Consider the following 21,959-nt stretch of genomic DNA (forward strand, 5'->3'; position numbering starts at 1 on the left):
ATCACACGGCCTCCCTGCCAAGCAATGTCTTCAGCCGCTTGCGTGCCTCGTGCACGTGCCACGACACGGTCGCTTCCGAACATCCGAGCACATCGGCGGCAGCGGCATGGCTCATCCCCTCGGCATAGACGAGCAGCACCGCATCGCATTGTTTTTCCGGCAGCGCCCTCACCGCCGTCCAGAGCGCCTCCTGGCGGTCGTCTTCGAGGGCCTCGCCGCCGCCGAGAACGGCCTGCTCGCTGGCATAGGCCTGCATCCTGCTGTTGTCGCGCATCTGGCGGCGCTTGTGGTCGCGGGCCGCGTTCAGCGTCAGGGTGTAGAGCCAGGTGCGGAACCGGCTGGTGCCGCGAAAGCCGCGGATGGCCGAGCCCAGCCGCACGCAGACGTCCTGGGCGATGTCTTCCGCATCCGCAGCATTGCCCGACCAGCGCCAGGCGACGGCATGGACAAAATCATAGTGCCGCTCGACCAGTTGGCCGAACGCCCGTCTGTCTCCAGACACCGCTTTCTCGACGAGTTCAGCGTCCAATGGCGTGCCCGCTCCCACCTGTTTCAAACCTTAGACGTTGCACGACGACAATTCCTTGGGGCCGTATCGAAAAAAATCTTCGTGGCCCCAAGGAAAAAACTAGCGCGGGAACTTGCCGACCACGGCGATCATCGGCCCCATCGGAAACAGCCGGTCGTGCCGATTGATGTCAGGCGCGTAGAGGCTGGAGATCGTGCCGTCGAGGAAGAGCGCGTTGGGGCAATCGAGAGCGTCGCGGAACAGTGTCGCGAAATCGTGAAACCGCACCGGCCTTTTCGAGACCACGAACACTACCTCGCCCGTCACTGTAACGCCGACGCCGTTGCGGGTCTTGAGGCTTGTGCTGTCGGGCAGGAAGCGCGGATGCAGCGCACCATCGATCACCAGCATCGGCCCGGACTGCGTGGCAAACCGCGGCCGGATATCGGCCGCGCGATAGGCGTCGGCCGAAAGCACGCCGGCCTTGCCGTTATCGACATAGAAGACACCGTTGGGCAGCAGATGGAAGTTTCCCCAGCCGGTGTTGGTGTTGAGCGGAGCCTGTTCGCGCCGCTCCTCGATATGCAGGCCGACGGGCGACAGGTCGTCGTGGTACATGCCGCCGTTCATGGCGAAGAGCATGTATTCGTCGCGATGGCGCAGTTCCAGCGACAGCGCCCGGAACGAGCGGAAGGGAACACCGGCCTGATCCTTGTTGTAGAGGCGGATGTCGTTGTCGGCGGGGTCGACCGTGCAGGCGATATAGTCCTGCCCGAGATGGCTGACGTCGCGGCAGGCGCCGAGCGCAGGGCCGGCAAGACCTGCGGAGAGAACGGCACCGACGAGAAAAGGTTTTGGAAACAGCGGCATGAAAAACATCCAATGGAATCAGCCGCCCAGCATCATCGAGATTGCGGCGGTTCTGGCGCGGTGACAAAGAAAATGCGGCTGGCGGGCCGGTGACTTGCGGCGCAGCACGCTCCCTGCGGTAGACGGGTGGGTTTGCCTCCTTCATCAAGACCATCGTTCCGACCACGCTCTCCCTCACCCCTGTGCTTGTCACAGAGATGAGGGAGAAGAGAGGTCAGCGTCCGTGGCCGCCGCCAAACATGGCATGGTCGCGACGCCGCTCTCTCGCCATCGCACTCCTACGCGCACGGAGATGAGGTGAGGAAAGCGCCAGGTAGCGGCTGCAACAGCCCCGCACTCAACCGCCGGTGAGAAATCCGGCGATGCCCGCCAGCACGAAGCAGCCGGCCGCCGCCGCAAGGCCGAAAATCGCCGCCAGGCAGGCAAGGCCAGCAACGCCGCTGCGCAGGTAGGATCTGTGATCGCCGGGCAGGATCTCGCTCGAAAGCTGGCGCAGCAAGCGCTTTTCCTGCAGCGTGAAGCGCAGATTGCTGGCGTGCTGCCGCGCCACCCGCTGCATTTCGCCGTAATTGTTGGCGATGGCAAAGAAGGTAAGCAAGAGACCGACGCAACCGACGACCAGGGCGGCCTTGCGCAGCATGTCGATCGCTTCCGGCAAGAGATTGGCGCCCAGAACCGACCGATCGAAGAGCGCATCGAAGCCGGCGATCGAGGCGGCGATGACGGCGGCATGGGTCGCGGCAATCGCCAGCAGCCGCTTATAAGCCTCATCGAGAAGCTGGGTGTTGGCGGCGTGGATGCTGTCCAGACGCGAGATCTGCGCGTCGACTTCCTCCCGCGACAGTCGCGGGGGAAAGTTGCTTAACGATACCACTGGGCTGCGCGTCATGAGATGGTCTCCAATGCCACACCGTCCAAATCGGTATAAATTCGGAAATTTTACGTTTCCAGAAAACCTCGAATTTTAGTCATTTCCAGCATTTGCACGCTGTTCTTTCCACAGTTTGGCGGCGGCGGACAGCGCTCAAAGGTCAAGTGCAGCCATGTGAAAGTGTAGCTGATCGGGCGGATAGCGATAGTCCCGCCCGACGGGACAGGCATCGCGCGCGAGGCACCCGCACTTGAGGCAGCCGCTCCCGCCCGCCTCCGTCCGGAGATAGGTCCGACAGCGACCGACATCGAACTGCAGGCGCGCGAGCGCGCCGGCGGGACAGGCGGAAACGCAGGGTTTTTCCACGCAGCCGTCGCAGGGATGCGCGGCCGAGCGATCGCCGTCGCCGGCCAACGGCTGGTCGAAAGCCAGCGCGCCGCGATAGCCGTGCCAGAGCCCATAGCGGGGGTGGATGAGAATGCCGAGCGGTGATGCATTGATGCCTTCCGCCTGCATCGCCCATTGCTGGAACGGCTGCCAGGGCGGATCCGACGGGAAATAGGCCGTCGCCCCATTTGCCCCGGCGATCTCGCCGATCACCACCTTCGACCAGCAATCGAGCGGATCGGTCCCACCATGATCAGGCGCTTCCTCGCGCCAGCGCAGGAAGGGCTGCCAGAGCGAGCCGCCGATATTGCCGATCAGCGCCACGCTCGCCGCCGGCCAGCCATCCGAAAGCAGCGGCGCGGCATCGGCTGAAGCAAAGTTCAGCGTGCCGCGCAAAAAAAGTCCGTGCGGCTCAAGAGCCGCACGGACGGTTTCAAGTCGAGTGTCCGCAGATGCGGAAGGCGCCGTCATTTGGGTTTCGGCCCCTGTAGATCGTAATGCGGGCGCCAGACCTCCTTCTGGATCATGTCGGCCACCTGCGCCGCGCCGCCTTGCTCCCTGGCTCGCTCGGGACCCTTTCAAGTGAAAGCGTCGGGCATCGAATCCTTGCGCTGAGCAATATAGGCCTTGAGCGCTTCGTCGATCGCCGGATCGAGATAAGGCGCCTCGTAATGTTCCAGCCACGTGCGGGCGAGCGCGTTGGCGCGCTGCTCGATACGCTTTTCGCCTTCCACTTCCCACTGTTCGTAGGAATTGTTGTCGGCGAGCGGCGAACGGTAGAAAGCGGTCTGGAAATTGGCCTGGGTATGGGCGCAGCCGAGATAGTGGCTGCCCGGGCCGACTTCGCGGATGGCGTCGAGCGCCTGGGCGTTCTCGGAGAGATCCACGCCCTCGGCCATCTTCTGCATCATGCCGAGCTGGTCCTGGTCGATCATGAACTTCTCATAGGAAGAAATAAGACCGCCTTCGAGCCAGCCGGCCGCATGCAGCACGAAATTGGTGCCGGCAAGCAGCGTCATGTTCAGCGTGTTGGCCGATTCGTGGGCTGCTTGAGCGTCAGGAACCTTGGAGCCGCAGAGCGAACCGCCGGTGCGGAACGGCAGCTTGAGCCGGCGCGCGAGCTGTGCCGCGCCATAGGAGACCAGCGAAGGCTCTGGCGTGCCGAAGGTCGGCGCGCCCGACTGCATCGAGATCGAGGCGGCAAAGGTGCCGAACAGCACCGGCGCGCCCTTGCGGATAAGCTGGGTGAACGACGCACCTGCGAGCACTTCGGCCAGAATCTGCGTCAGCGTGCCGGCGACCGTGACCGGGCTCATGGCGCCCGACAGGATGAACGGCGAAAGCACGCAGGCCTGGTTGTGGCGGGCATAGACCTTGAGCGCGCCCACCATGGTCTCGTCGAAGACCATCGGCGAGTTGGCGTTGATCAGGTTGAGCGTGACGCAATTGTTTTCGACGAACTCGTCGCCGAAGACGAGCTTGGCCATGGCGATCGTGTCCTCGGCGCGCTCGGGCGCCGTGACCGATCCCATGAACGGCTTGTCGGAATATTTGATGTGGCTGTAGACCATGTCGAGGTGACGCTTGTTCACCGGAATGTCGACCGGCTCGCAGACCGTGCCGCCGGACGAATGCATCGACGGCGCCATATAGGCGAGCTTCACGAAATTGCGGAAATCCTCGATGGTCGCGTAGCGCCTGACGCCTTCGAGATCGCGCACGAAGGGCGGGCCATAGACCGGCGCGAAGATCGTCGCCTTGCCGCCGACCTGGGCGCTGCGCGCCGGATTGCGGGCGTGCCAGGTAAACTCGGACGGTGCCGTTTTCAGAAGTTCGCGGCAAAGACCCTTGGGGAAGTGAACGCGCTGGCCGCGCACATCGGCGCCGGCCTGCTTCCACAGTTCGAGCGCCTCGGCGTCGTCACGAAACTCGATGCCGATTTCCTCCAGGATCGTATCGGCATTGCGCTCGATGAGCTCAAGGCCCTCCTCGTCCAGGACCTCGTATTCGCGAATCTTGCGCTGGATATAGGGCAGAGACGGCCCCGGGCCGCCGCCGGTGCGCGAGGCGCGCCGTGCCGCCGCTCCCCGCCCCTCGCCACGCGAGCGGCGACCGCCACCCTCAACCGCGTCCTGATCTGTCACGTCGCTCATTTATTCATTCCTCTCCCGCGCATTTCGATATCTTGCGCCTTCAAGCACCAATTGGCCCTAATGCTACCAAGCCGCAGGGACTGTACGGGTCTCAATGCGCCAACGAGTGGCGCAACTCGAACACTGCGATCCGCGTCATGGCCGGCCAAAAACCGCATGGCGCGAATATATTGTTTTTGTTAAGAATATACAGGCCTCGAAAGAAGCTGCACTCCCGTCGCTTTTTGTCATATGCGACGTCGCTTTCGAAAACAGATTTTTAGACGTCGACCGCTATTGATTGGTGAACGTGTCCGGATTTTAGCCCGGCCGTGCCAGGAACCGAGGAACCCTACTATGGCAGACGATGAAATCATTCTCGAGGACCTTTCCGACGAGGAACTTGTGCAGCAGATGCATGACGACCTCTATGACGGCCTCAAGGAGGAGATCGAGGACGGAACCAACATCCTGCTCAAGCGCGGTTGGACGCCCTACGACGTCCTGACCCAGGCACTGGTCGAGGGCATGCGCATCGTCGGCGTCGACTTCCGCGACGGCATCCTGTTCGTGCCGGAAGTTTTGCTGTCGGCGAATGCGATGAAGGCCGGCATGTTCATCCTGCGGCCGCTTCTCGCCGAAACCGGCGCACCGAAGCTCGGCAAGATGGTCATCGGCACCGTCAAGGGCGACATCCACGACATCGGCAAGAACCTCGTCGGCATGATGATGGAAGGCGCAGGCTTCGACGTTGTCGACCTCGGCATCAACAACCCGGTCGAAAACTACCTGGAAGCGATCGAGCGCGAGCAGCCGGACATTCTCGGCATGTCGGCGCTCTTGACCACCACCATGCCCTACATGAAGGTTGTCATCGATACGCTGAAGGAAAAGGGACTGCGTGACGACTATGTCGTTCTCGTCGGCGGCGCGCCGCTCAACGAGGAATTCGGCAAGGCCGTCGGCGCCGACGCCTATTGCCGCGACGCGGCGATCGCGGTCGAGACAGCCAAGGACTTCATGAAGCGCAAGCACAACCTGCTCGCTGCCGGCTGAGCCTGCTTCACGAACACGAAAGCCGGCCGCAGCAATGACGCTTGCGGCCGGCTTTTTCATTTGCTGGCACGAAAACGGCGGGACTTTGCGATGCGGCGTACTGCATAATTCCTTAAATCGGAATCGATTTAAGGCGAAAATTATGCAGCAAGTTTAAAGCGTTACAGCGTCCTTTGCGCGTCATATTTGACGCGCGGCGCTGTAACCGCCCGTCATGCCGCGATGCCGATGAAAAGATCGGCGCGTCCGAACTGTCTCCTAATGTTCCACACCGCGACGGACGCGGAACATCGGGCGAGAAGCCAGGGCATCAAAGCGGATCGAGCGCCCGAACTCGGCGCGCTCCGCCTCAGACGGAGGCTCAGTTGGCGGCGCGGACCACCTTCTTGCCGGCCGCCTGTGTCGCGTTGACGGTGTTTGCGGTATCCTGACCGATGCCGCGGATCGTATTGCCGCAGGCGCTGAGCGTCGTAAGCGCGATGAGGACGGCTCCGACGAGCGTAACGGTTTGTGTTTTCATGGCCAGCTTCCTTCACGTTGATCACTGGGTGGAATCGAGATGGAAAAAGTATCGCGCGCAATAGAACGTGCACAACCGGAAAAAGTTCACGTCATCGGTTGTGGCGCGATCGCGCGTGAAATTCTCGCCATCTGTCAGGCCAACAGGCTCGACCATGTCGACCTCACCTGTCTGCCCGCCATCTGGCACAACACCCCCGACAAGATCACCCCGGGTGTCAGGGAGGCGATCGCCAAGGCGCGGCAGCAGGGCTTTGAGCGCATCTTCGTCGCCTATGCCGATTGCGGCACCGGCGGCCATCTGGATCGTCTGTGCGAAGAAGAGCGTGTCAAGCGCATCCCCGGCCCGCACTGCTATTCCTTCTTCGCCGGCAACGATGCCTTTGCCAGCCGCTGGGACGACGATATCACCGCCTTCTTTCTCACCGATTTTCTCGCCCGCCAGTTCGAGGCTTTCGTCGTCGAACCGCTCGGCCTCAAGCGCCACCCGGAACTGAGGGACATGTATTTCGGCCACTACCGCAAGCTCGTCTATCTCTCGCAGCAGGAGGATGAAACGCTGCAGGCGAAGGCGAAGGAGGCCGCCGATTATCTCGGCCTCGAATACGAATACCGGTTTACGGGCTATGGCGACCTGACGACATCGCTGCTGGGCGCGTGACGATGTCGCCGCTGCGCGCCGGCCGGCGGCGGCACAGCCAAAAACCAGCGTCTGCCTCGCGCCATTACAGCGCCGCGCGTCAAATATGACGCGCAAAGGACGCTGTAACGCCTTAAATCTGCTGCATAATTTTCTCCTTAAATCGATTCCGATTTAAGGAATTATGCAGTAAGCCGACGTCAATGCGCCGCAGACAGGAACGCAGCGATGTCCTTGGCAAGTGGTTCAGGATCGTGAATGCCGATGCCCATATGCGTCGTGTTCGGAAACTGCTTTATCGTCGCTCGTTTGAGCTCGCTTGAAACGCGTTCCATGCTCGTTGCGCGGAATGGCGCAACAACTTCCTCGTTGAATGCCTTAAGCTTTGCAGATGGCGCCGGGTCAGATCGATCGACCGGAAAGAAACTGGATGCATAGAACACAAGCGCTGGGGCCTTCACCTTCTCATAGTCACGGTACCACTTGGCCATTTCAGCTAGAATCGCGCCATAGGTCGCGTCCGATGGGACAACCCTGATTGAATTGTCTGGCGCAATCCGCAGGAGATCCCGCAAGTATGCTTCCATGCCATTACTCCAGGGAGTATCGCTGCCGAGCCACGCGGCATGATACCAGTCGCGGAAGGCGTCGATCGAAGCGACATCGGAAGCGGCCGGAGCATTCACGGCGAGCATGTCGACAAACGCATTGAGGAAGGCTGGATAGGACCAATCGTATCCCGACTCGAGATAGACGAGCTTGTCTACTCGGTCCGGGTAAGTCCCTGCGAATTCGGTAATTTCATTGCCGCCGAGCGACCAGCCGATCAGACTTGCCTTCTCAATCGCGAGAGCGTCGAGAAGGCCCTTGAGATCGGCAACGAGGGCGGTGTGGTCGTATGGCCCGGCGGGCGCATCCGAATGGCCGTGACCACGCCGCGCGTAGGCGATCAGATGAAAACGCCCTTTAAGGCTATTCGCCAGATCGTCGAAGATATGCGGATCGTCGCCGATGCCGTGGATCATCACGACAGGCGGCCCGTTGTCACCCCAATCGAGATAGTTGAGGCGAATACCGTTTGCCTCGATAAAATTGGAGGAGTGCGGCGAGGCGTCCACGACAGGCGGCGGATCTTTCAAAGCCGGTTCAGCAGACCAGCCGAGCCCACCAGAAACGCCAAGAACCAACGCGGTCAGAATACCAAGGGCACGACGCATCGACGACACTCCTACCGTACTCGCTTTTGAGCGGCCCACAACGCGACTGTCTGCAAGAGGGCTCTGTCCTAATGCATAATTTCTTAAATCGGAATCGATTTAAGAAATTATGCAGCAATTCAAAGTGTTACAGCAACCTTGGCGCGTCTTAAAAGACGCGCGGCGCTGTAGTGCATCAGTTCGACAGTTCCATCTCCGGGAACGTCCATTTTCCCTCCGACAGGTCAGCGCGCGGACGATACAGCCGGACGGTGTAGTTCCAGTCCTTCATGATCGGGATGCAATTGACGGTGTTTTTCTCACACCCTCCGAACTGCACGGTTATGCTTCCATCATCATTCGGCTTGGCGGTCACGTTGTTGATCGAATAGGCGTCAAGATCGTTCTTCTCGAAAAACCCCTTGCCATTGTAGACACTGATGGACCAGAACCCGTCCACCGGCACATCCTTCACGGTGATCTTTTCGATCCTGTTGCCGCTCTCGTCCTTGGGTTTTGCTGTCACGTAGATCGCTGCGGAGCTAGGATTGCCTCCCCACCCGATTGCGGCCCCGATCAGGTGTCGAATCGGATCAACCTCCTCTCTCGAGCCGAACATGCGATCCGAACCGGACAGGGTCGAGCCCGATACCTTCAACGCATCCCGGACCTTCGCCTGTGAAACCGGATCCCAGTTCGGGGCTTGAAACTCGCCTGCCGCCTGTTGCTCGACCTTGATCTGATCTTGCAACGCGTGGACCTCTTTGATGTCGCCCTCACTCTGCGGGTCGACGAGCGTGCGTATGATCACGACCATATACCGCGTGCCGATGGCATCCTTCGTATAGGACTTGGAGCCGGGCGCGTAAGCGATGTCGCGGGTGAAATGATCCTCATCGATGGTCTGCGCCATCATGTAACGCTTTCCCGCGTCCGGAAGCGTCAGCGTGACCGGTCCCGCGTCAAGGTCGAAAACGCCGAAGGAATAAAGCGTGTCCCGATTCATCCTGACGACCTTCTGGTCGTCAACCGAGGGCGGTGTTCGCGCATGCATGAATTTGCCGAGCGCGCCTTCTTTCACGTAGGCGGCCATCGTCACGTCGGTTTCGGCCCGGGAGAAGTTGTCGACCGAGACCGGAACTGTTTCTTGTGCGAAGGAGGGGCTCGCGTGAAGCGACGCCGCGATCATGAATGCAAATATCGACCGCACTGGGAATTTCATCGCGATACCCTCCTGGTTGCAACCGACCCTAAATGAACGTATCGCGAAGGCAAGCCGTTAAAGGCAGTAGGGCCGCAATGGCCGCTTTAGGCCCCGTTCCCGTCGTTCGGTTTCAAGCAGATTGCCTCCCTCTTCGTCGCTACACCCACCGCCCGACGCGGGCCTTGTAGGCGAGATAGGCGTTACCGAACTTCCGCTCGAGATAGGCCTCCTCGCGGGCGACCACGCCGTAGCGGATGACAAGATAGAACGGCACCAATAGGACGATGAGCCAAAGGCTGTCGAAGGCGACGGCGAGGCCGATGAGGCCGAGGAACATGCCGATATAGATCGGGTTGCGCGTGAAGCTGTAGGGGCCCTCGTCGACGATCGTCGTCGTCGGCTGGGTGGTCTGGATCTGCGTCCCCGCGCGGAGGAAGGTTGCCACCGCCCAGATCAGCAGTGCCAGGCCGGCGAGGAAGACGATGCCGCCGAGCCAGCCGGCCGGCACGGCCGCGGGCAGGAATGGCAGCGGATAGAGCCAGTCGAGCGCGAACCCGGCGATCGCCGCGAGCGCCCAGGCGATCGGCGGCCGTACCGCCGCGCCTGAACTGTCGCGCAAATTCCCGGTCGCCTGGTTCATGCCGCCCATCCGATCCTCGGCCCCTGAATTCTGGCGCACGCAGAGCGTGTTTTGTTATATCTGCCAGGGCCGCTCCACCGGTGGAAGTTTACGTCGCTTCGAAGGAGATTTGAAGACAGAGAGGCGCGGACAGCGAGAGGATCGAATTCGGCCGACACTTCTCGCTATGCAAATGTCAGCTTCAGAGAAGCGACGGAATTTGGGTGCACGTTTTCCGATTAAGCGGTCACATGAGAACTTCCGCTTGCCACCCGTGCGGTCCTTCTGGATCGTGGAATGTGGGGCGGCTTCGGGACCATAAGCGGTCAATCGTGGGCATCTGCTCCAGCAGACCGGCCATTAAGCCGCCGGTAACGCGCAAGCGGCCATATCTGATGCAACCACACCGCATCGAGGGCCGGCAATGACCGACGCTGCCAACGAAACCTTACCCGCCGGCGCGCGCCCGGGCCGCGTCGTCGTGGTGACGGCGGGCGGTGAAAACCCGTGGATCATGATCAATGCGCTGGCGGCGCGTTTCGACGATATCGTCGTTCTCCAGGAACGGCCGGAATCCAAGGGCCTCTTCCTGCGCCGGCGGGCGCGAAAACTCGGCTGGCCGACCGCCGTCGGGCAGCTGGCGACGATGATCGCCTCGCGCTTCGGCAAGCGCTTTACCCGGAAGAGAGCGAAAGAAATTCTGAGGCTCTATGGCGTATCCGGCACGCCCGATCCGAGTGTGCCGGTGCGTCAGATCGTTTCCGTCAACGACGACGAGGCCGCGTCGCAGGTCCGCGCGCTCGAACCCGATGTCGTTTTTCTGATCAGTTGCCGCATGTTGACGAAGGCGACGCTTGCGGCGCTCCCCTGCCCGGTCGTCAATTTCCATGCCGGCATCAACCCCGGCTATCGCGGGCTGATGGGCGGCTATTGGGCGCGGATCAACGACGACGTCGGCAATTTCGGCGCGACCGTGCATCTCGTCGACGAAGGCGTCGATACCGGCGGCATTCTCTACCAGTCGCGCCAGACGCCTGCCCGCAGCGATACCGTGCATACCTATCCGCTGCTGCAGACGGCAGCCTCCACCGACATCGCCATCGCTGCCGTCGACGATGCGCTCAAGGGCCGGCTGCGCACGCTCGATGTCGCAGGCCCGTCGCAACAATGGTATCACCCGCCGATCTGGACATGGCTCCGGAATGGAATTCGGCGCGGCATCTGGTAGAAAAACCAGGCGCAGATTGGCCGTTTCCATCGCGCCGCATGTGGCCGCCTGAGGCCCCTAAGGACCTGAAATTTCTAGCACTCCTCAATGCATAGACTTACCGCACCTCGGGCTTGCCCGCAGCGCGGCAACGCGTAGAGTGCTGGGTGTTTTCAACGTTCTACGCCGGCGTCGTTTTTGGACATATCCAACGTCGTGGCGAGGTGAGCCACGACGCCGGGACATAAGCATTGTCGCAGGAAGAGGAGAACGACACCCGATGGCAGATCGCATAATCGTCTACTGGCGCGACATCCCGGCCCAGGTCATCATCAAACGGGGCCGCACGACCGCAAAGCGCGAGCTTTCGCTGCGCTTCACCGAGGCGATCGACATGTGCGCCATGCGCACCGGTGCCGCCGAGACCGACGACTACCTCGCCGAATGGCGCAAGGCCGAGCCTGAGCCCGTATCCGACGACCTGGAGGCGGAAGCCGACCGTGCGGCCGCCGAACTGGAAGCCGTCTATGACCGCGAGCGCCTGGTCTCCCTGGTCAAGGCAGGAGGCCGCGACAATGGCTGACCCGAAGGTCGCAAGCGCAATAGAAACGAAGATCCTCAAGGGCAACGCCGCACCGGCGGCCAAGGCCGCGACCGGTGCCTATACCCCGGCCGGCGTCTCTCCCAGCCGCCGCTCGCGCCACAAATATACCGTTCGCCTCTGGGCGGTGCGCCATTCGCGCTTCCTCGAATGGTTCTACAACCGCTTCGCCGACATGTTCCTGCTGTTGCATCCGTTGTGGAAGGCGATCGGCTACAACAGGGTGGAGCGACCCGTTACCTTCGTCGAACGCCACGTCAAGGGCTTCCTCTTCGACTGTCGCATGTGCGGCCAGTGCGCGCTGTCGTCCACCGGCATGTCCTGCCCGATGAACTGTCCGAAGCAGCTGCGCAACGGCCCCTGCGGCGGCGTGCGGGCCAATGGCAATTGCGAGGTCGAGCCGGATATGCCCTGCGTCTGGGTGCAGGCGTGGAAGGGCTCGCAGAACATGGTGAAGGGCGATGCGATCATGAACGTGCAGAAGCCGGTGAACCAGTCGCTGCGCGAAACCTCTTCCTGGCTGCGGGTGACGGCGGAAGCAGCCGCCAACCGCGAAGCTCAGGCGAAAGAGAACCAGGCATGAGCCCCGACTTCAACCCACACGACCCCGGCGCGCCGCTCGATCCGTTGCCCGGCCACTCCTCGCGCGGACGGCTCGAGCGCGTGTTGCGCCGCGGCGAATTCGCGGTGACCGCCGAACTCAACCCGCCCGACAGCGCCAACCCGCAGGACGTCTACGAGCGCGCGGCGATCTTCGACGGCTGGGTCGACGGCATCAACGCGGTCGATGCTTCGGGCGCCAATTGCCACATGTCGTCAGTCGGCATCTGCGCGCTCCTGACGCGCATGGGCTATGCCCCGATCATGCAGATCGCCTGCCGCGACAAGAACCGCATCGCCATCCAGGGCGACGTGCTCGGCGCCTCGGCCATGGGCGTGCAGAACGTCATGTGCCTGACCGGCGATGGCGTGCAGGCGGGCGACCAGCCGGGCGCCAAGCCCGTGTTCGACCTCGACTGCATGTCGCTGCTCGAAACCGTGCGCATCATGCGCGACAATTCCAAGTTCCTCTCGGGCCGCAAGCTGACGACGCCGCCGCAGGTGTTTCTCGGCGCCGCCATCAACCCCTTTGCCCCGCCCTACGACTTCCGCCCCTATCGACTGGCCAAGAAGATCGAGGCCGGCGCCCAGTTCGTCCAGAGCCAGTATTGCTTCGACGTGCCGATGTTCCGCGAGTACATGAAGAAGGTGCGCGATCTCGGCCTGCACGAAAAATGCTTCATCCTCGTCGGCGTCGGGCCGATGGCCTCAGCCAAGACCGCCCGCTGGATCCGCTCCAACGTGCCGGGCATCCACATTCCCGACAGTATCATCACGCGGCTGGAGGGCGCAAAGGACCAGAAGAAGGAAGGCAAGCAGCTCTGCATCGACATCATCAACGAGGTCAAGGAGATCGAAGGCATCTCCGGCGTCCACGTCATGGCCTATCGCCAGGAAGAATATGTCGCAGAGATCGTGCATGAATCGGGCGTGTTGAAGGGCCGCCAGCCGTGGAAACACGAGACGCTGCCGGCCGATGCGCTGGTGGCCGAACGGCTGGAGCATATTCGCGAAGGCAAGGAAGAAAACCAGCAGGAGATGGCCGAGGCCGCCGCCCACCATCCCCACTGAGGCAATTGCAGACACAACCGGCACCGGCTCGTCCGGCCGCCTCCATCGACCAACGGGTGAGATAACGAAACCCGACGCCACAGGATCAAAGGATCTTACATGACCCGTACCATCGTCGCTTCCGCAACCCGCGAAATCATCATCGGTTTCGACCAGCCCTTCTGCGTCATTGGCGAGCGCATCAACCCGACCGGCCGCAAGAAGCTGGCCGCGGAAATGATCGAGGGCAACTTCGACACCGTCATCAAGGACGCGCTGGAGCAGGTCGCCGCCGGGGCGACAATGCTCGACGTCAATGCCGGCGTCACCGCCGTCAACCCGCACGAGACCGAGCCGCCGCTCCTGGTCAAGACTCTGGAAATCGTTCAGGGCCTCGTTGATGTGCCGCTGTCGATCGACAGCTCGGTGTCGGCTGCGATCGAGGCGGCGCTGCGCGTCGCCAAGGGCCGCCCGCTGGTCAACTCCGTCACCGGCGAAGAGGAAAAGCTCGAGGCGATCCTGCCGCTCTGCAAGAAGTACGACGTCCCCGTCGTCGCCATTTCCAATGACGAAACCGGTATTTCCGAAGATCCTGACGTGCGTTTCGCCGTTGCCAAGAAGATCGTCGAACGCGCCGCCGACTACGGCATCAAGCCGCATGACATCGTGGTCGATCCGCTGGTGATGCCGATCGGCGCCATGGGCACAGCCGGCCAGCAGGTCTTTGCGCTCTTGCGCCGCTTGCGCGAAGAGCTGAAGGTCAACACCACCTGCGGCCTTTCCAACATCTCCTTCGGCCTGCCCCACCGCCACGGCATCAATGCCGGCTTCATCCCCATGGTCATCGGCGCCGGCATGACATCGGCGATCATGAACCCCTGCCGCCCGCAGGAGATGGAGGCCGTGCGCGCCGCCAACGTCCTGAACGGCACCGACCCGAACTGCACCCACTGGATCAAGACCTACCGCGACCACAAGCCGGCCGAGGGCGGTCACGTGGTTGCAGCCGCTCCGGTCGCCGCCGCAGCCGGCGGACGCCGTGGCGGCCGCGCTGCGCGCACCGGCGTTGCTGCGGCCCGCGAATAGGTCTTCGCTTGGCGTCGGACCGCATCTGAAGGGGGCGACACAGTCATGGGAAAGTATCTGCGCGAGGTTGCCATCGCTGGCCTCGTTGTCATCATCGCCAGATACGTACTCTTTAGGGATGCAGACGAGTTTCAAAGGTTCTACAGTGCACTCAGGACCTACGTTCTGCCAGTCGGGTTCGCAAACCTCGCGCTGTTTGCCGTCATGCTTGTTGCGTTAACGGCGAACAAGATCAGCCCTGCCTCTCAGAAACGGGTCGCGAATGTCCTTTTCTGGGTGGGCTCGACAACAATGACCGCAGCGTTTGCCTGGGCAATCGCTGCCGTGAAACTGAGCACGGCATCATAGTCAGGCATCCGACCGCCGCTGTTGCGGCACAAGAGTAGGGATCATCGATGACAACGCGCCGACTTCACCTGGACACGTTCACACTCTGGTTCGAGGCACCTTTCGTGATCGCGCTTCGGCTGCACGAAATGCAGATGGCGGCCTTGACCGGAAAAACGCAGGATTCGACCGAGTTTAACCGCATGGTCTCCGAGAAGATTGCGGCCACCGCCGAAAGCGCCATGGCCGTGAACATGACGCTGTGGCGCGCTGCCTTCGACAATATGGTGCGGCTGATGACCGGCGGAGGCGCGTCGCTTGGCCTGGGGGGAACGGCGGTCGCTTCCGCCGCGCTGAAGCCCTACGGCAAGCGCGTGCGCGGCAATGCACGGCGCCTGTCGCGCAAGACGTCGTGAACGACTAGGCCCAGCGAGCGCAACCCTGACGAAATGATGCTCGCAGATCTTTCCATGTCGGGATCTGACAACTATCAGGCAGCATTCCGGTGCAGTCTGAAGCCGTTTACCCATGCTTCGGTCCATCGGGCAGAAGCGGCCCTGAGGAAAGACAGAACAGAATGCGCATCGAAGGCACTTCCGAAATCGAGACCAACATGACCGAAGCCGCGCGTAAGGATCCGCTCGTTCTGTTCATGCCGTCGGGCAAGCGCGGCCGCTTCCCGGTCGGCACTCCGGTTCTCGATGCCGCCCGCTCGCTCGGGGTCTATGTCGAAAGTGTCTGCGGCGGCCGCGCCACCTGCGGGCGCTGTCAGATCGAGGTGCAGGAAGGCAACTTCGCCAAGCACAAGATCATCTCCTCCAACGACCATATTTCGCCTGTCGGGCCGAAGGAGCAGCGCTACGCCTCCGTGCGCGAGCTGCCCGATGGACGCCGCCTCTCCTGTTCGGCCCAGATCCTCGGCGATCTTGTCGTCGACGTGCCGCAGGACACCGTCATCAACGCCCAGGTGGTGCGCAAGGCGGCAAGCGACCGGGTGATCGAGCGCAACGCCGCCGTCCAGCTCTGCTACGTCGAGGTCGACGAGCCCGACATGCACAAGCCGCTTGGCGATCTCGACCGGCTGAAGGTGATGCTGGAAAAGGACTGGGGCTGGAAGGACCTGCTGATCGCACCGCACCTGATCCCGCAGATCCAGGGCATCCTGCGCAAAGGCAACTGGGCCGTCACCGCCGCGATCCACCGTGACATGGATTCCTCGCGCCCCTTCATCGTCGGCCTGTGGCCCGGCCTGAAGAACGAGGCCTATGGCGTTGCCTGCGACATCGGCTCGACGACGATCGCCATGCATCTGGTGTCGCTGCTCTCCGGCCGCATCGTTGGGTCTTCCGGTGCCTCGAACCCGCAGATCCGCTTCGGCGAGGATCTGATGAGCCGGGTTTCCTATGTGATGATGAACCCCGATGGCCGCGAGGCGATGACCAAAGCGGTGCGCGAGGCAGTCAACGGCCTGATCGGCAAGGTCTGCGCCGAAGGCGAGGTCGACCGCCACGACATCCTCGACATGGTCTTCGTCGGCAACCCGATCATGCACCACCTGTTCCTCGGCATCGACCCGACCGAACTCGGCCAGGCGCCGTTTGCGCTCGCCGTCTCCGGCGCGCTGCAATACTGGGCACACGAGATCGACATCGACGTCAACCGCGGCGCCCGGCTCTACATGCTGCCCTGCATCGCCGGCCATGTCGGCGCCGACGCCGCCGGCGCAACCCTGTCTGAAGGCCCGTACCGGCAGGACAAGATGATGCTGCTCGTCGATGTCGGCACCAATGCCGAAATCGTCCTTGGCAACAGGCAGCGCGTCGTTGCCGCCTCCTCGCCCACAGGTCCCGCTTTCGAAGGGGCTGAAATCTCCTCCGGCCAGCGTGCGGCGCCCGGCGCGATCGAGCGCGTGCGCATCGCCCCCGAAACCCTGGAGCCGCGCTTCCGGGTGATCGGCGTCGACAAATGGTCGGACGAGGACGGCTTTGCCGAGGCGGCGGCTGCCGTCGGCGTCACCGGCATCTGCGGCTCGGCCATCATCGAGATCGTCGCCGAGATGTATCTGACCGGCATCATCTCGCAGGACGGCGTCGTCGATGGCGCGATGGCGGCGAAAAGCCCGCGCATCATCCCCAACGGCCGCACCTTCTCCTATCTGCTGCATGAGGGCGACCAGCGCATCACCGTCACGCAGAACGATATCCGCGCGATCCAGCTCGCCAAGGCAGCGCTTTATGCCGGCATCAAGCTGCTGATGGAAAAGCTTGATATCGACCATGTCGACACCATCCGTTTTGCCGGCGCTTTCGGCTCGTTCATCGATCCGAAATACGCCATGGTGCTGGGCCTGATCCCGGACTGCGACCTCGATGAGGTCAAGGCCGTCGGCAATGCGGCCGGCACCGGCGCGCTGATGGCGCTGCTCAACCGCGGCCACCGCCGCGAGATCGAGCAAACCGTCAGCAAAATCGAGAAGATAGAGACGGCTCTTGAATCAAAGTTTCAGGAGCATTTCATCAATGCCATGGCGATGCCGAACAAGGTCGACGCCTTCCCGAAACTGTCTGCGGTCGTCACCCTGCCGGAGCGCAAGGTGACCGCGGATGATGGCGACAGCAGCGGCCGTCGCCGTCGGCGCAGCCGCGAGTAGATCGCTCTTGCGCGCGGCAGTCCGGTAATCGCTGCGGCTTTCGACCTCACGCCCGCTACGCTCATTTGCCCCTCACCCTAACCCTCTCCCCGCAAGCGGGGAGAGGGAACGCGCTCACCTCGCGGGAGTCGCGAACGTAGCTGGGGATACGAGCGGGCGCGGCATATCCCTTCTCCCCGCTCGCGGGGAGAAGGTCGCGGCAGCGGGATGAGGGGCGGACACGACCTCTTGCGGCCAATTCGAGCCCCGCATCGCTCCACGTAGCCTTCGTCGCAAACGCCCCCAACAGCCCCGCCCAGCCGGATTCGGAATCGAGCGAAGCGCGCGCTTCGTTTGCCTTGGCGCTGACGCTGATTGCGCGAAGTCACGCCGTTTCTAACCACCAAGCGCGATCGTCACCGTAACAAGGACGCCACCGATCGCCGCCATGGCAAAGGCCATCGGCCAGGGGCTTCGCCCCATGTAGCGGCCAAGCTGGGCGCCGATGACGAACAGCATCACCAGCGCGACGGCATTCGAGACGCGCATGGCAAGGTCGATGCGCTCGATCAGCAGAAACGGAATGCTCGGCGGCAGGGTCGAAATGGCGACAAGCGCGAAGATGGCGAGCGCTGCCCGCAGGTCGCGGCGGGTCACGACCGGTTGATGATCGTGGGCCGGCAGCGCACGAACCCTGGTCAGCAGCGTTTCCGCTTCGGCTTCTGAGGCAACCAATCGGACATTGTCGGGCAGGTTCTCGTAAAACACCTCGCGCGCCCGCGGCAAAGGCTCGCGCCGCAGCGTCTCGATCAAGCCGCGGCGCTTGACGCGCTCCACCGCGGTCGTCAGCACATGCATGACGCCGTCGACGATGCCCCAGGCCAGATTGCAGCCGAAAGCGGCGCCGAGTACCGCCATCACTTTCTCGCCGCCACCGACCGCCACACTCATCGTGCCGGTGAAGGACAGCGCCATCAGCAGCCCGAAGACGATCTCCGACAGGCGATCGATCGGATCCAGAACGGGGCGCGGCTGGTCATCGGTCGCCATGGCACGCCATATCCCCTGTGCGCAGGTCAACGAATGACGAGAGGGCCGGAGCCGGCCGCTTGGTCAGGCAACCGCCGACGCAAGCCGCACCTCTCCCGACTGCATCCTCAGTTCGGCGAAGGCTTCGCGAACGTGATCTGCCACCGCCAGCACCGGCGCCGACGCACTGTCGATCACCTGCAGGCCGATATCGTAGTGGCCAAGGTCCGGCAGGCCGTCGCGCTCGCCAAGCTGCACCATCTCGCCGTGGACGAGATAACGCGGCAGCGGCGCGATGGCGAGGCCGGCGAGCACGGCAGCCCGTTGCCCGGTCGTATAGGCACTGAGGAAGGCGATGCGGAACCTGCGGCCGGCGCGCGACAGCTTCTCCACCGCATCGGCCCGCCAGACGCAGCCATCCTCCCACATCGACACCGGCAGCGGATCCCTAAGATGGGCATTGCCGCATTTGGCGCCGGCCCAGACGAGCTTCTCCTGCATCAGGATCTCGCCGTTCTTCGGCGCGATATCGGTCAGGCTGTTGAAGATGGCGATGTCGAGGCGATGTTCATCGACGCGCTTGCGCATGGCGCCGCTCATGCCGATCGATACGTCGACCGTGACGTTCGGATAGGAGTCGGCAAAACGCTTCAGCACATCGGGCAGGATGCGCTCGCCGACATCCTCGGGGGCGCCAACGCGCACGACACCGTTCATGTCAGGCAGCAGGAAGCGCGACACCGTCTCGTTGTTGAGCGCCAGCAGGCGTCGGGCAAAGCCCAGCAGCATCTCCCCTTTCGGCGTCAGCGACACCGAGCGCGCGTCGCGAAGAAAGAGCGTACAGCCGAGCAGCTCTTCCAGCTTCTTGATCTGCATCGAAACCGCCGACGGCGTGCGGTAGACCGTTTCGGCCGCGGTGGTGAAGTTGCCGGTCTCGGCGATGGCGACAAAAGTCTTCAACACATCCATTTCCAGGAGCGGAAGCGCGTGGCGCATCATCATGTTCATGGCGGCATCCTTGTTCAATAAAACTGACAGATTGCTTCAATCCATTTCGTTTGATTGAACATCAACGAAGACCCATAGTCAAGTTGCAAGGACGGTAAGGAAGGAAACCAGCCATGTCCGCGACAACAATGGTCTTCGCTGCCCCGCAGGACATCCAGCGCGTGAGCAAGGTGATGCCCAAGATGAATCGCACTCCGGAACATGCCGTGCGCATGGCAGATGCCCTGCCTGCCAGACAGGCCAATCCCGATGGCGATCTCGTGCTGTCGCTCCTCTCCCACGTGCAATCGCTGATCGACGGCATTGCACGAAAACGACGGGCAAAACGCATCGCCCGGAATCGGGTGGAAACCTACCGCGAATTGGCGAAACTGCCCAAGCGGGTCCGTAACGACGTCATCTTTGGCGAGACGCTGATTGATCACTATGTTTGATGAAAAACATCAAACATATTCGTTTGAATGATGATTAGGGTTGCGACACATATAGACCGTGGTCGCGACCTCTGAGGCACTCAGAAGGAGCCATGAATGTCTACTATTGAAATGTCTACTATCCAGCTATCCCAGACCTCGGAGCGGGCATCCTCCCACTCGTCCATCCCGGGTCTCTTCAATCTTCGTGTACGCGCCTGGGCCGCCTGGAAGCGTTATGCCAACGAACGTGCACTGGAAAACCTGTCCTACGACACGTTGAAGGACATCGGCTTTCCCTCCGTCGACGATGCGGTGCACAAGACGGAACAATGAACGACGGCATACTCTGTCGACGGGGACCCAAGACCCCGAGTGCGAACCGTTGAAGGGCATCGTCGAGAAGGCGGTGCCCTTCTTGTTTTCCGGCCTTGACGGATGCCGACGAGCGGCAAAACGCCCTGAACCGCTCGTTGCGAGAATTTGTCCGATACCGACACCTGGCCCTTTCACCATTCCGGCGTCGCAATCGGCAAACACAACCCAAAGGCGTGCTTTTCGAAAATTACGCACCCCTGGCGTTTCTTGTCAGATTACGTCAGCCGCGCCGGTAAATCTGTCGCATTCCTTACAAAAGCCGCAAAGCCCGCTTGGCAGCGGCTTCCTCACCCCATGTCGCAATGCGAAATGTCTTTGCGGTCGCGGCTTTCCATGTCAATGTCGCAAACAGACAAGCCGGATAGTATCTTCCAAGCGACGAATATACGGCATCGCCAAGCATGGGAAGCCACATGAACAAGCCCTTGACCAAAAAGCGTTCTCTCGTCTTCTTCCTGGTGCCGAACTTTTCCATGCTGCCGTTTTCGGCTGCCATCGAAACGCTCCGCATCGCCAACCGCATGCTCGGCTATGAGGCCTATACATGGCGCCTCACATCGACCGACGGCGAAAAGGTTCTCTCCTCGAGCGGAATCGCCCTCGAGGTCAATTCGTCTCTTGCCGACGAACGCAAGTTCCTGGGCGGCGAAAACCGCCCGTCGATGGTGCTGGTCTGTTCCGGCATCTATGTCGAGGATTTCAACAACAAGTCGGTCAATGCCTGGCTGCGCGAGGTCTACAACCGTGGCGTCGCCGTCGGCAGCCTCTGTACCGGCGCCCATGTGCTGGCGTCGGCCGGCCTCTTGACGGGCAAGCGCTGCGCCATTCATTGGGAAAACCTGCCGGGCTTCTCCGAGAACTTCCCGCAGGTCGACGTCTATGCCGACCTCTATGAAATCGACAGCAACATCTACACCTGCGCCGGCGGCACCGCCTCGCTCGACATGATGCTGAACCTAATCGACCAGGATTTCGGCGAGAATCTCGTCAACCGCGTCTGCGAACAGGCGCTGACCGACCGCGTGCGTGGGCCCCACGATCGCCAGCGGCTGCCGCTGCGCGCCCGTCTCGGCGTCCAGAACGCCAAGGTGCTGTCGATCATCGAACTGATGGAAGGCAACCTTGCCGAACCGCTGTCGCTCCTGGAGATCGCCGAGGGCGCCGACCTGTCGCGCCGCCAGATCGAACGGCTGTTCCGCCAGGAGATGGGTCGCTCCCCTGCCCGCTACTATCTGGAAATCCGGCTCGACCGCGCTCGCCACCTTTTGATCCAGTCGTCGATGCCGGTCGTCGAAGTCGCCGTCGCCTGCGGCTTCGTCTCCGCGTCGCACTTCTCCAAGTGTTATCGCGAACTCTACAATCGCTCGCCGCAACAGGAGCGCGCCGACCGCAAGCTGACGCTGCAGATGGCGCGATAGGACCGGCCGAAACGGACAGGCAAGAGGGCGGGTTTTCCGCCCTTTTTGCTGGTGACGAGCTGCGGCGTAACGGGATCGCCAGCAGCTTCTCCGCTCCGTCATGCTCGGGCTTGACCCGAGCATCCAGGTCGCTCGCGCAATAGCGCCCTTTGCGTCGTAAAATGGATCCTCGGGTCAAGCCCGAGGATGACGGGAGGAGAACTCAGGCATC

Annotated in this window: 24 protein-coding genes; 13 read left to right on the forward strand and 11 right to left on the reverse strand. The window is 62.1% G+C overall.

The window, feature by feature from the left end; translation table 11 throughout:
• Nucleotide 1: 1 nt before the first annotated feature.
• The 5 genes from BC360_RS00280 to BC360_RS00300 all read right to left on the reverse strand — a co-directional run bounded on the left by BC360_RS00280 (nucleotide 2) and on the right by BC360_RS00300 (nucleotide 4,789).
• The gene (locus BC360_RS00280) at nucleotides 2–529 is read right to left on the reverse strand and encodes an RNA polymerase sigma factor (protein WP_065793847.1); all 528 of its coding nucleotides are present in this window, start codon (nucleotides 527–529) and stop codon (nucleotides 2–4) included.
• 99 nt (nucleotides 530–628) lie between these two features.
• On the reverse strand, nucleotides 629–1,378 hold the full coding sequence (locus tag BC360_RS00285; RefSeq protein ID WP_065794216.1) for a phosphodiester glycosidase family protein: 750 nt from the start codon (nucleotides 1,376–1,378) through the stop codon (nucleotides 629–631).
• Nucleotides 1,379–1,715: 337 nt separating this feature from the next.
• The gene (locus BC360_RS00290) at nucleotides 1,716–2,267 is read right to left on the reverse strand and encodes a hypothetical protein (RefSeq protein WP_065793848.1); all 552 of its coding nucleotides are present in this window, start codon (nucleotides 2,265–2,267) and stop codon (nucleotides 1,716–1,718) included.
• 135 nt (nucleotides 2,268–2,402) lie between these two features.
• Nucleotides 2,403–3,107, reverse strand: coding sequence for a 4Fe-4S dicluster domain-containing protein (locus BC360_RS00295; RefSeq protein ID WP_065793849.1), 705 nt, complete (start codon nucleotides 3,105–3,107; stop codon nucleotides 2,403–2,405).
• Between the two features lie 107 nt (nucleotides 3,108–3,214).
• Complete coding sequence (locus BC360_RS00300) at nucleotides 3,215–4,789, reverse strand: trimethylamine methyltransferase family protein (protein WP_065793850.1); 1,575 nt, start codon at nucleotides 4,787–4,789, stop codon at nucleotides 3,215–3,217.
• A gap of 336 nt (nucleotides 4,790–5,125) precedes the next feature.
• Between BC360_RS00300 and BC360_RS00305 the strand changes: the two genes are divergently transcribed.
• On the forward strand, nucleotides 5,126–5,824 hold the full coding sequence (locus BC360_RS00305; protein WP_053252923.1) for a corrinoid protein: 699 nt from the start codon (nucleotides 5,126–5,128) through the stop codon (nucleotides 5,822–5,824).
• Between the two features lie 361 nt (nucleotides 5,825–6,185).
• Here the strand turns inward: BC360_RS00305 and BC360_RS00310 are convergent, their stop codons facing one another.
• Complete coding sequence (locus tag BC360_RS00310; RefSeq protein WP_065793851.1) at nucleotides 6,186–6,344, reverse strand: entericidin; 159 nt, start codon at nucleotides 6,342–6,344, stop codon at nucleotides 6,186–6,188.
• Between the two features lie 39 nt (nucleotides 6,345–6,383).
• On the opposite strand from BC360_RS00310, the gene BC360_RS00315 reads away from it, so the two are divergent.
• Nucleotides 6,384–7,004 (forward strand): DUF1638 domain-containing protein, encoded by a 621-nt coding sequence (locus BC360_RS00315; protein WP_065793852.1) that lies wholly within the window; start codon nucleotides 6,384–6,386, stop codon nucleotides 7,002–7,004.
• Between the two features lie 179 nt (nucleotides 7,005–7,183).
• Here BC360_RS00315 and BC360_RS00320 read toward each other — a convergent pair whose 3' ends face one another.
• From BC360_RS00320 to BC360_RS00330, 3 genes are all read right to left on the reverse strand, one after another.
• Nucleotides 7,184–8,200 (reverse strand): alpha/beta fold hydrolase, encoded by a 1,017-nt coding sequence (locus tag BC360_RS00320; RefSeq protein WP_065793853.1) that lies wholly within the window; start codon nucleotides 8,198–8,200, stop codon nucleotides 7,184–7,186.
• Between the two features lie 175 nt (nucleotides 8,201–8,375).
• Nucleotides 8,376–9,368, reverse strand: coding sequence for a DUF1254 domain-containing protein (locus BC360_RS00325; protein ID WP_065793854.1), 993 nt, complete (start codon nucleotides 9,366–9,368; stop codon nucleotides 8,376–8,378).
• Nucleotides 9,369–9,540: 172 nt separating this feature from the next.
• Nucleotides 9,541–10,023, reverse strand: a complete 483-nt coding sequence (locus tag BC360_RS00330) for a methyltransferase family protein (protein ID WP_065794217.1) — start codon at nucleotides 10,021–10,023, stop codon at nucleotides 9,541–9,543.
• Nucleotides 10,024–10,426: 403 nt separating this feature from the next.
• Here BC360_RS00330 and BC360_RS00335 point away from each other — a divergent pair, with 403 nt between their 5' ends.
• From BC360_RS00335 to BC360_RS00370, 8 genes are all read left to right on the forward strand, one after another.
• Nucleotides 10,427–11,230: a formyl transferase gene (locus tag BC360_RS00335; protein ID WP_065793855.1), complete on the forward strand. Its 804-nt coding sequence runs from the start codon at nucleotides 10,427–10,429 to the stop codon at nucleotides 11,228–11,230.
• Nucleotides 11,231–11,489: 259 nt separating this feature from the next.
• Nucleotides 11,490–11,792, forward strand: coding sequence for a virulence factor (locus BC360_RS00340; RefSeq protein ID WP_065793856.1), 303 nt, complete (start codon nucleotides 11,490–11,492; stop codon nucleotides 11,790–11,792).
• Nucleotides 11,785–12,393 (forward strand): methylenetetrahydrofolate reductase C-terminal domain-containing protein, encoded by a 609-nt coding sequence (locus tag BC360_RS00345; RefSeq protein ID WP_065793857.1) that lies wholly within the window; start codon nucleotides 11,785–11,787, stop codon nucleotides 12,391–12,393. Before BC360_RS00340 ends, BC360_RS00345 begins: the two co-directional genes overlap by 8 nt.
• Nucleotides 12,390–13,481 carry a methylenetetrahydrofolate reductase gene (locus BC360_RS00350; RefSeq protein WP_065783395.1) on the forward strand — a complete coding sequence of 364 codons (1,092 nt, stop codon included), beginning with the start codon at nucleotides 12,390–12,392 and terminating at the stop codon, nucleotides 13,479–13,481. Before BC360_RS00345 ends, BC360_RS00350 begins: the two co-directional genes overlap by 4 nt.
• 99 nt (nucleotides 13,482–13,580) lie before the next feature.
• Nucleotides 13,581–14,546 (forward strand): methyltetrahydrofolate cobalamin methyltransferase, encoded by a 966-nt coding sequence (locus tag BC360_RS00355; RefSeq protein WP_065793858.1) that lies wholly within the window; start codon nucleotides 13,581–13,583, stop codon nucleotides 14,544–14,546.
• Nucleotides 14,547–14,591: 45 nt separating this feature from the next.
• Nucleotides 14,592–14,894: a hypothetical protein gene (locus BC360_RS00360; protein WP_065783397.1), complete on the forward strand. Its 303-nt coding sequence runs from the start codon at nucleotides 14,592–14,594 to the stop codon at nucleotides 14,892–14,894.
• 47 nt (nucleotides 14,895–14,941) lie between these two features.
• Nucleotides 14,942–15,289, forward strand: coding sequence for a hypothetical protein (locus tag BC360_RS00365; protein WP_065783398.1), 348 nt, complete (start codon nucleotides 14,942–14,944; stop codon nucleotides 15,287–15,289).
• A gap of 161 nt (nucleotides 15,290–15,450) precedes the next feature.
• A complete protein-coding gene (locus BC360_RS00370; protein WP_065793859.1) occupies nucleotides 15,451–17,523 on the forward strand; it encodes an ASKHA domain-containing protein in 2,073 nt (690 codons plus the stop codon).
• Nucleotides 17,524–17,898: 375 nt separating this feature from the next.
• Here the strand turns inward: BC360_RS00370 and BC360_RS00375 are convergent, their stop codons facing one another.
• Both BC360_RS00375 and BC360_RS00380 read right to left on the reverse strand, forming a co-directional pair.
• Complete coding sequence (locus tag BC360_RS00375) at nucleotides 17,899–18,552, reverse strand: VIT1/CCC1 transporter family protein (protein WP_065793860.1); 654 nt, start codon at nucleotides 18,550–18,552, stop codon at nucleotides 17,899–17,901.
• 63 nt (nucleotides 18,553–18,615) lie between these two features.
• Nucleotides 18,616–19,539, reverse strand: a complete 924-nt coding sequence (locus BC360_RS00380) for a LysR substrate-binding domain-containing protein (protein WP_065794220.1) — start codon at nucleotides 19,537–19,539, stop codon at nucleotides 18,616–18,618.
• Between the two features lie 113 nt (nucleotides 19,540–19,652).
• Between BC360_RS00380 and BC360_RS00385 the strand changes: the two genes are divergently transcribed.
• The 3 genes from BC360_RS00385 (at nucleotide 19,653) to BC360_RS00395 (ending at nucleotide 21,748) form a co-directional block, all read left to right on the forward strand.
• Nucleotides 19,653–19,973: a hypothetical protein gene (locus BC360_RS00385; protein ID WP_139109851.1), complete on the forward strand. Its 321-nt coding sequence runs from the start codon at nucleotides 19,653–19,655 to the stop codon at nucleotides 19,971–19,973.
• A gap of 111 nt (nucleotides 19,974–20,084) precedes the next feature.
• Nucleotides 20,085–20,288 carry a hypothetical protein gene (locus tag BC360_RS00390; RefSeq protein ID WP_065783401.1) on the forward strand — a complete coding sequence of 68 codons (204 nt, stop codon included), beginning with the start codon at nucleotides 20,085–20,087 and terminating at the stop codon, nucleotides 20,286–20,288.
• A 455-nt stretch (nucleotides 20,289–20,743) separates the two neighbouring features.
• Nucleotides 20,744–21,748, forward strand: a complete 1,005-nt coding sequence (locus tag BC360_RS00395; RefSeq protein ID WP_057210910.1) for a GlxA family transcriptional regulator — start codon at nucleotides 20,744–20,746, stop codon at nucleotides 21,746–21,748.
• Nucleotides 21,749–21,959: the final 211 nt, after the last annotated feature.

This window comes from Ensifer sp. LC163, assembly GCF_001695855.1.
In the GTDB taxonomy this organism is placed as follows: Bacteria; Pseudomonadota; Alphaproteobacteria; order Rhizobiales; family Rhizobiaceae; genus Ensifer.

Coding starts and splice junctions, on each gene's coding strand:
- BC360_RS00310 (WP_065793851.1), bottom strand. CDS start 6,344: ATGAAAACACAAACCGTTACGCTCGTCGGAGCCGTCCTCATCGCGCTT.
- BC360_RS00330 (WP_065794217.1), bottom strand. CDS start 10,023: ATGAACCAGGCGACCGGGAATTTGCGCGACAGTTCAGGCGCGGCGGTA.
- BC360_RS00295 (WP_065793849.1), bottom strand. CDS start 3,107: ATGACGGCGCCTTCCGCATCTGCGGACACTCGACTTGAAACCGTCCGT.
- BC360_RS00385 (WP_139109851.1), top strand. CDS start 19,653: ATGTCCGCGACAACAATGGTCTTCGCTGCCCCGCAGGACATCCAGCGC.
- BC360_RS00350 (WP_065783395.1), top strand. CDS start 12,390: ATGAGCCCCGACTTCAACCCACACGACCCCGGCGCGCCGCTCGATCCG.
- BC360_RS00285 (WP_065794216.1), bottom strand. CDS start 1,378: ATGCCGCTGTTTCCAAAACCTTTTCTCGTCGGTGCCGTTCTCTCCGCA.
- BC360_RS00370 (WP_065793859.1), top strand. CDS start 15,451: ATGCGCATCGAAGGCACTTCCGAAATCGAGACCAACATGACCGAAGCC.
- BC360_RS00305 (WP_053252923.1), top strand. CDS start 5,126: ATGGCAGACGATGAAATCATTCTCGAGGACCTTTCCGACGAGGAACTT.
- BC360_RS00335 (WP_065793855.1), top strand. CDS start 10,427: ATGACCGACGCTGCCAACGAAACCTTACCCGCCGGCGCGCGCCCGGGC.
- BC360_RS00345 (WP_065793857.1), top strand. CDS start 11,785: ATGGCTGACCCGAAGGTCGCAAGCGCAATAGAAACGAAGATCCTCAAG.
- BC360_RS00375 (WP_065793860.1), bottom strand. CDS start 18,552: ATGGCGACCGATGACCAGCCGCGCCCCGTTCTGGATCCGATCGATCGC.
- BC360_RS00390 (WP_065783401.1), top strand. CDS start 20,085: ATGTCTACTATCCAGCTATCCCAGACCTCGGAGCGGGCATCCTCCCAC.
- BC360_RS00300 (WP_065793850.1), bottom strand. CDS start 4,789: ATGAGCGACGTGACAGATCAGGACGCGGTTGAGGGTGGCGGTCGCCGC.
- BC360_RS00355 (WP_065793858.1), top strand. CDS start 13,581: ATGACCCGTACCATCGTCGCTTCCGCAACCCGCGAAATCATCATCGGT.
- BC360_RS00340 (WP_065793856.1), top strand. CDS start 11,490: ATGGCAGATCGCATAATCGTCTACTGGCGCGACATCCCGGCCCAGGTC.
- BC360_RS00360 (WP_065783397.1), top strand. CDS start 14,592: ATGGGAAAGTATCTGCGCGAGGTTGCCATCGCTGGCCTCGTTGTCATC.
- BC360_RS00325 (WP_065793854.1), bottom strand. CDS start 9,368: ATGATCGCGGCGTCGCTTCACGCGAGCCCCTCCTTCGCACAAGAAACA.
- BC360_RS00395 (WP_057210910.1), top strand. CDS start 20,744: ATGAACAAGCCCTTGACCAAAAAGCGTTCTCTCGTCTTCTTCCTGGTG.
- BC360_RS00365 (WP_065783398.1), top strand. CDS start 14,942: ATGACAACGCGCCGACTTCACCTGGACACGTTCACACTCTGGTTCGAG.
- BC360_RS00290 (WP_065793848.1), bottom strand. CDS start 2,267: ATGACGCGCAGCCCAGTGGTATCGTTAAGCAACTTTCCCCCGCGACTG.
- BC360_RS00380 (WP_065794220.1), bottom strand. CDS start 19,539: ATGAACATGATGATGCGCCACGCGCTTCCGCTCCTGGAAATGGATGTG.
- BC360_RS00320 (WP_065793853.1), bottom strand. CDS start 8,200: ATGCGTCGTGCCCTTGGTATTCTGACCGCGTTGGTTCTTGGCGTTTCT.
- BC360_RS00315 (WP_065793852.1), top strand. CDS start 6,384: ATGGAAAAAGTATCGCGCGCAATAGAACGTGCACAACCGGAAAAAGTT.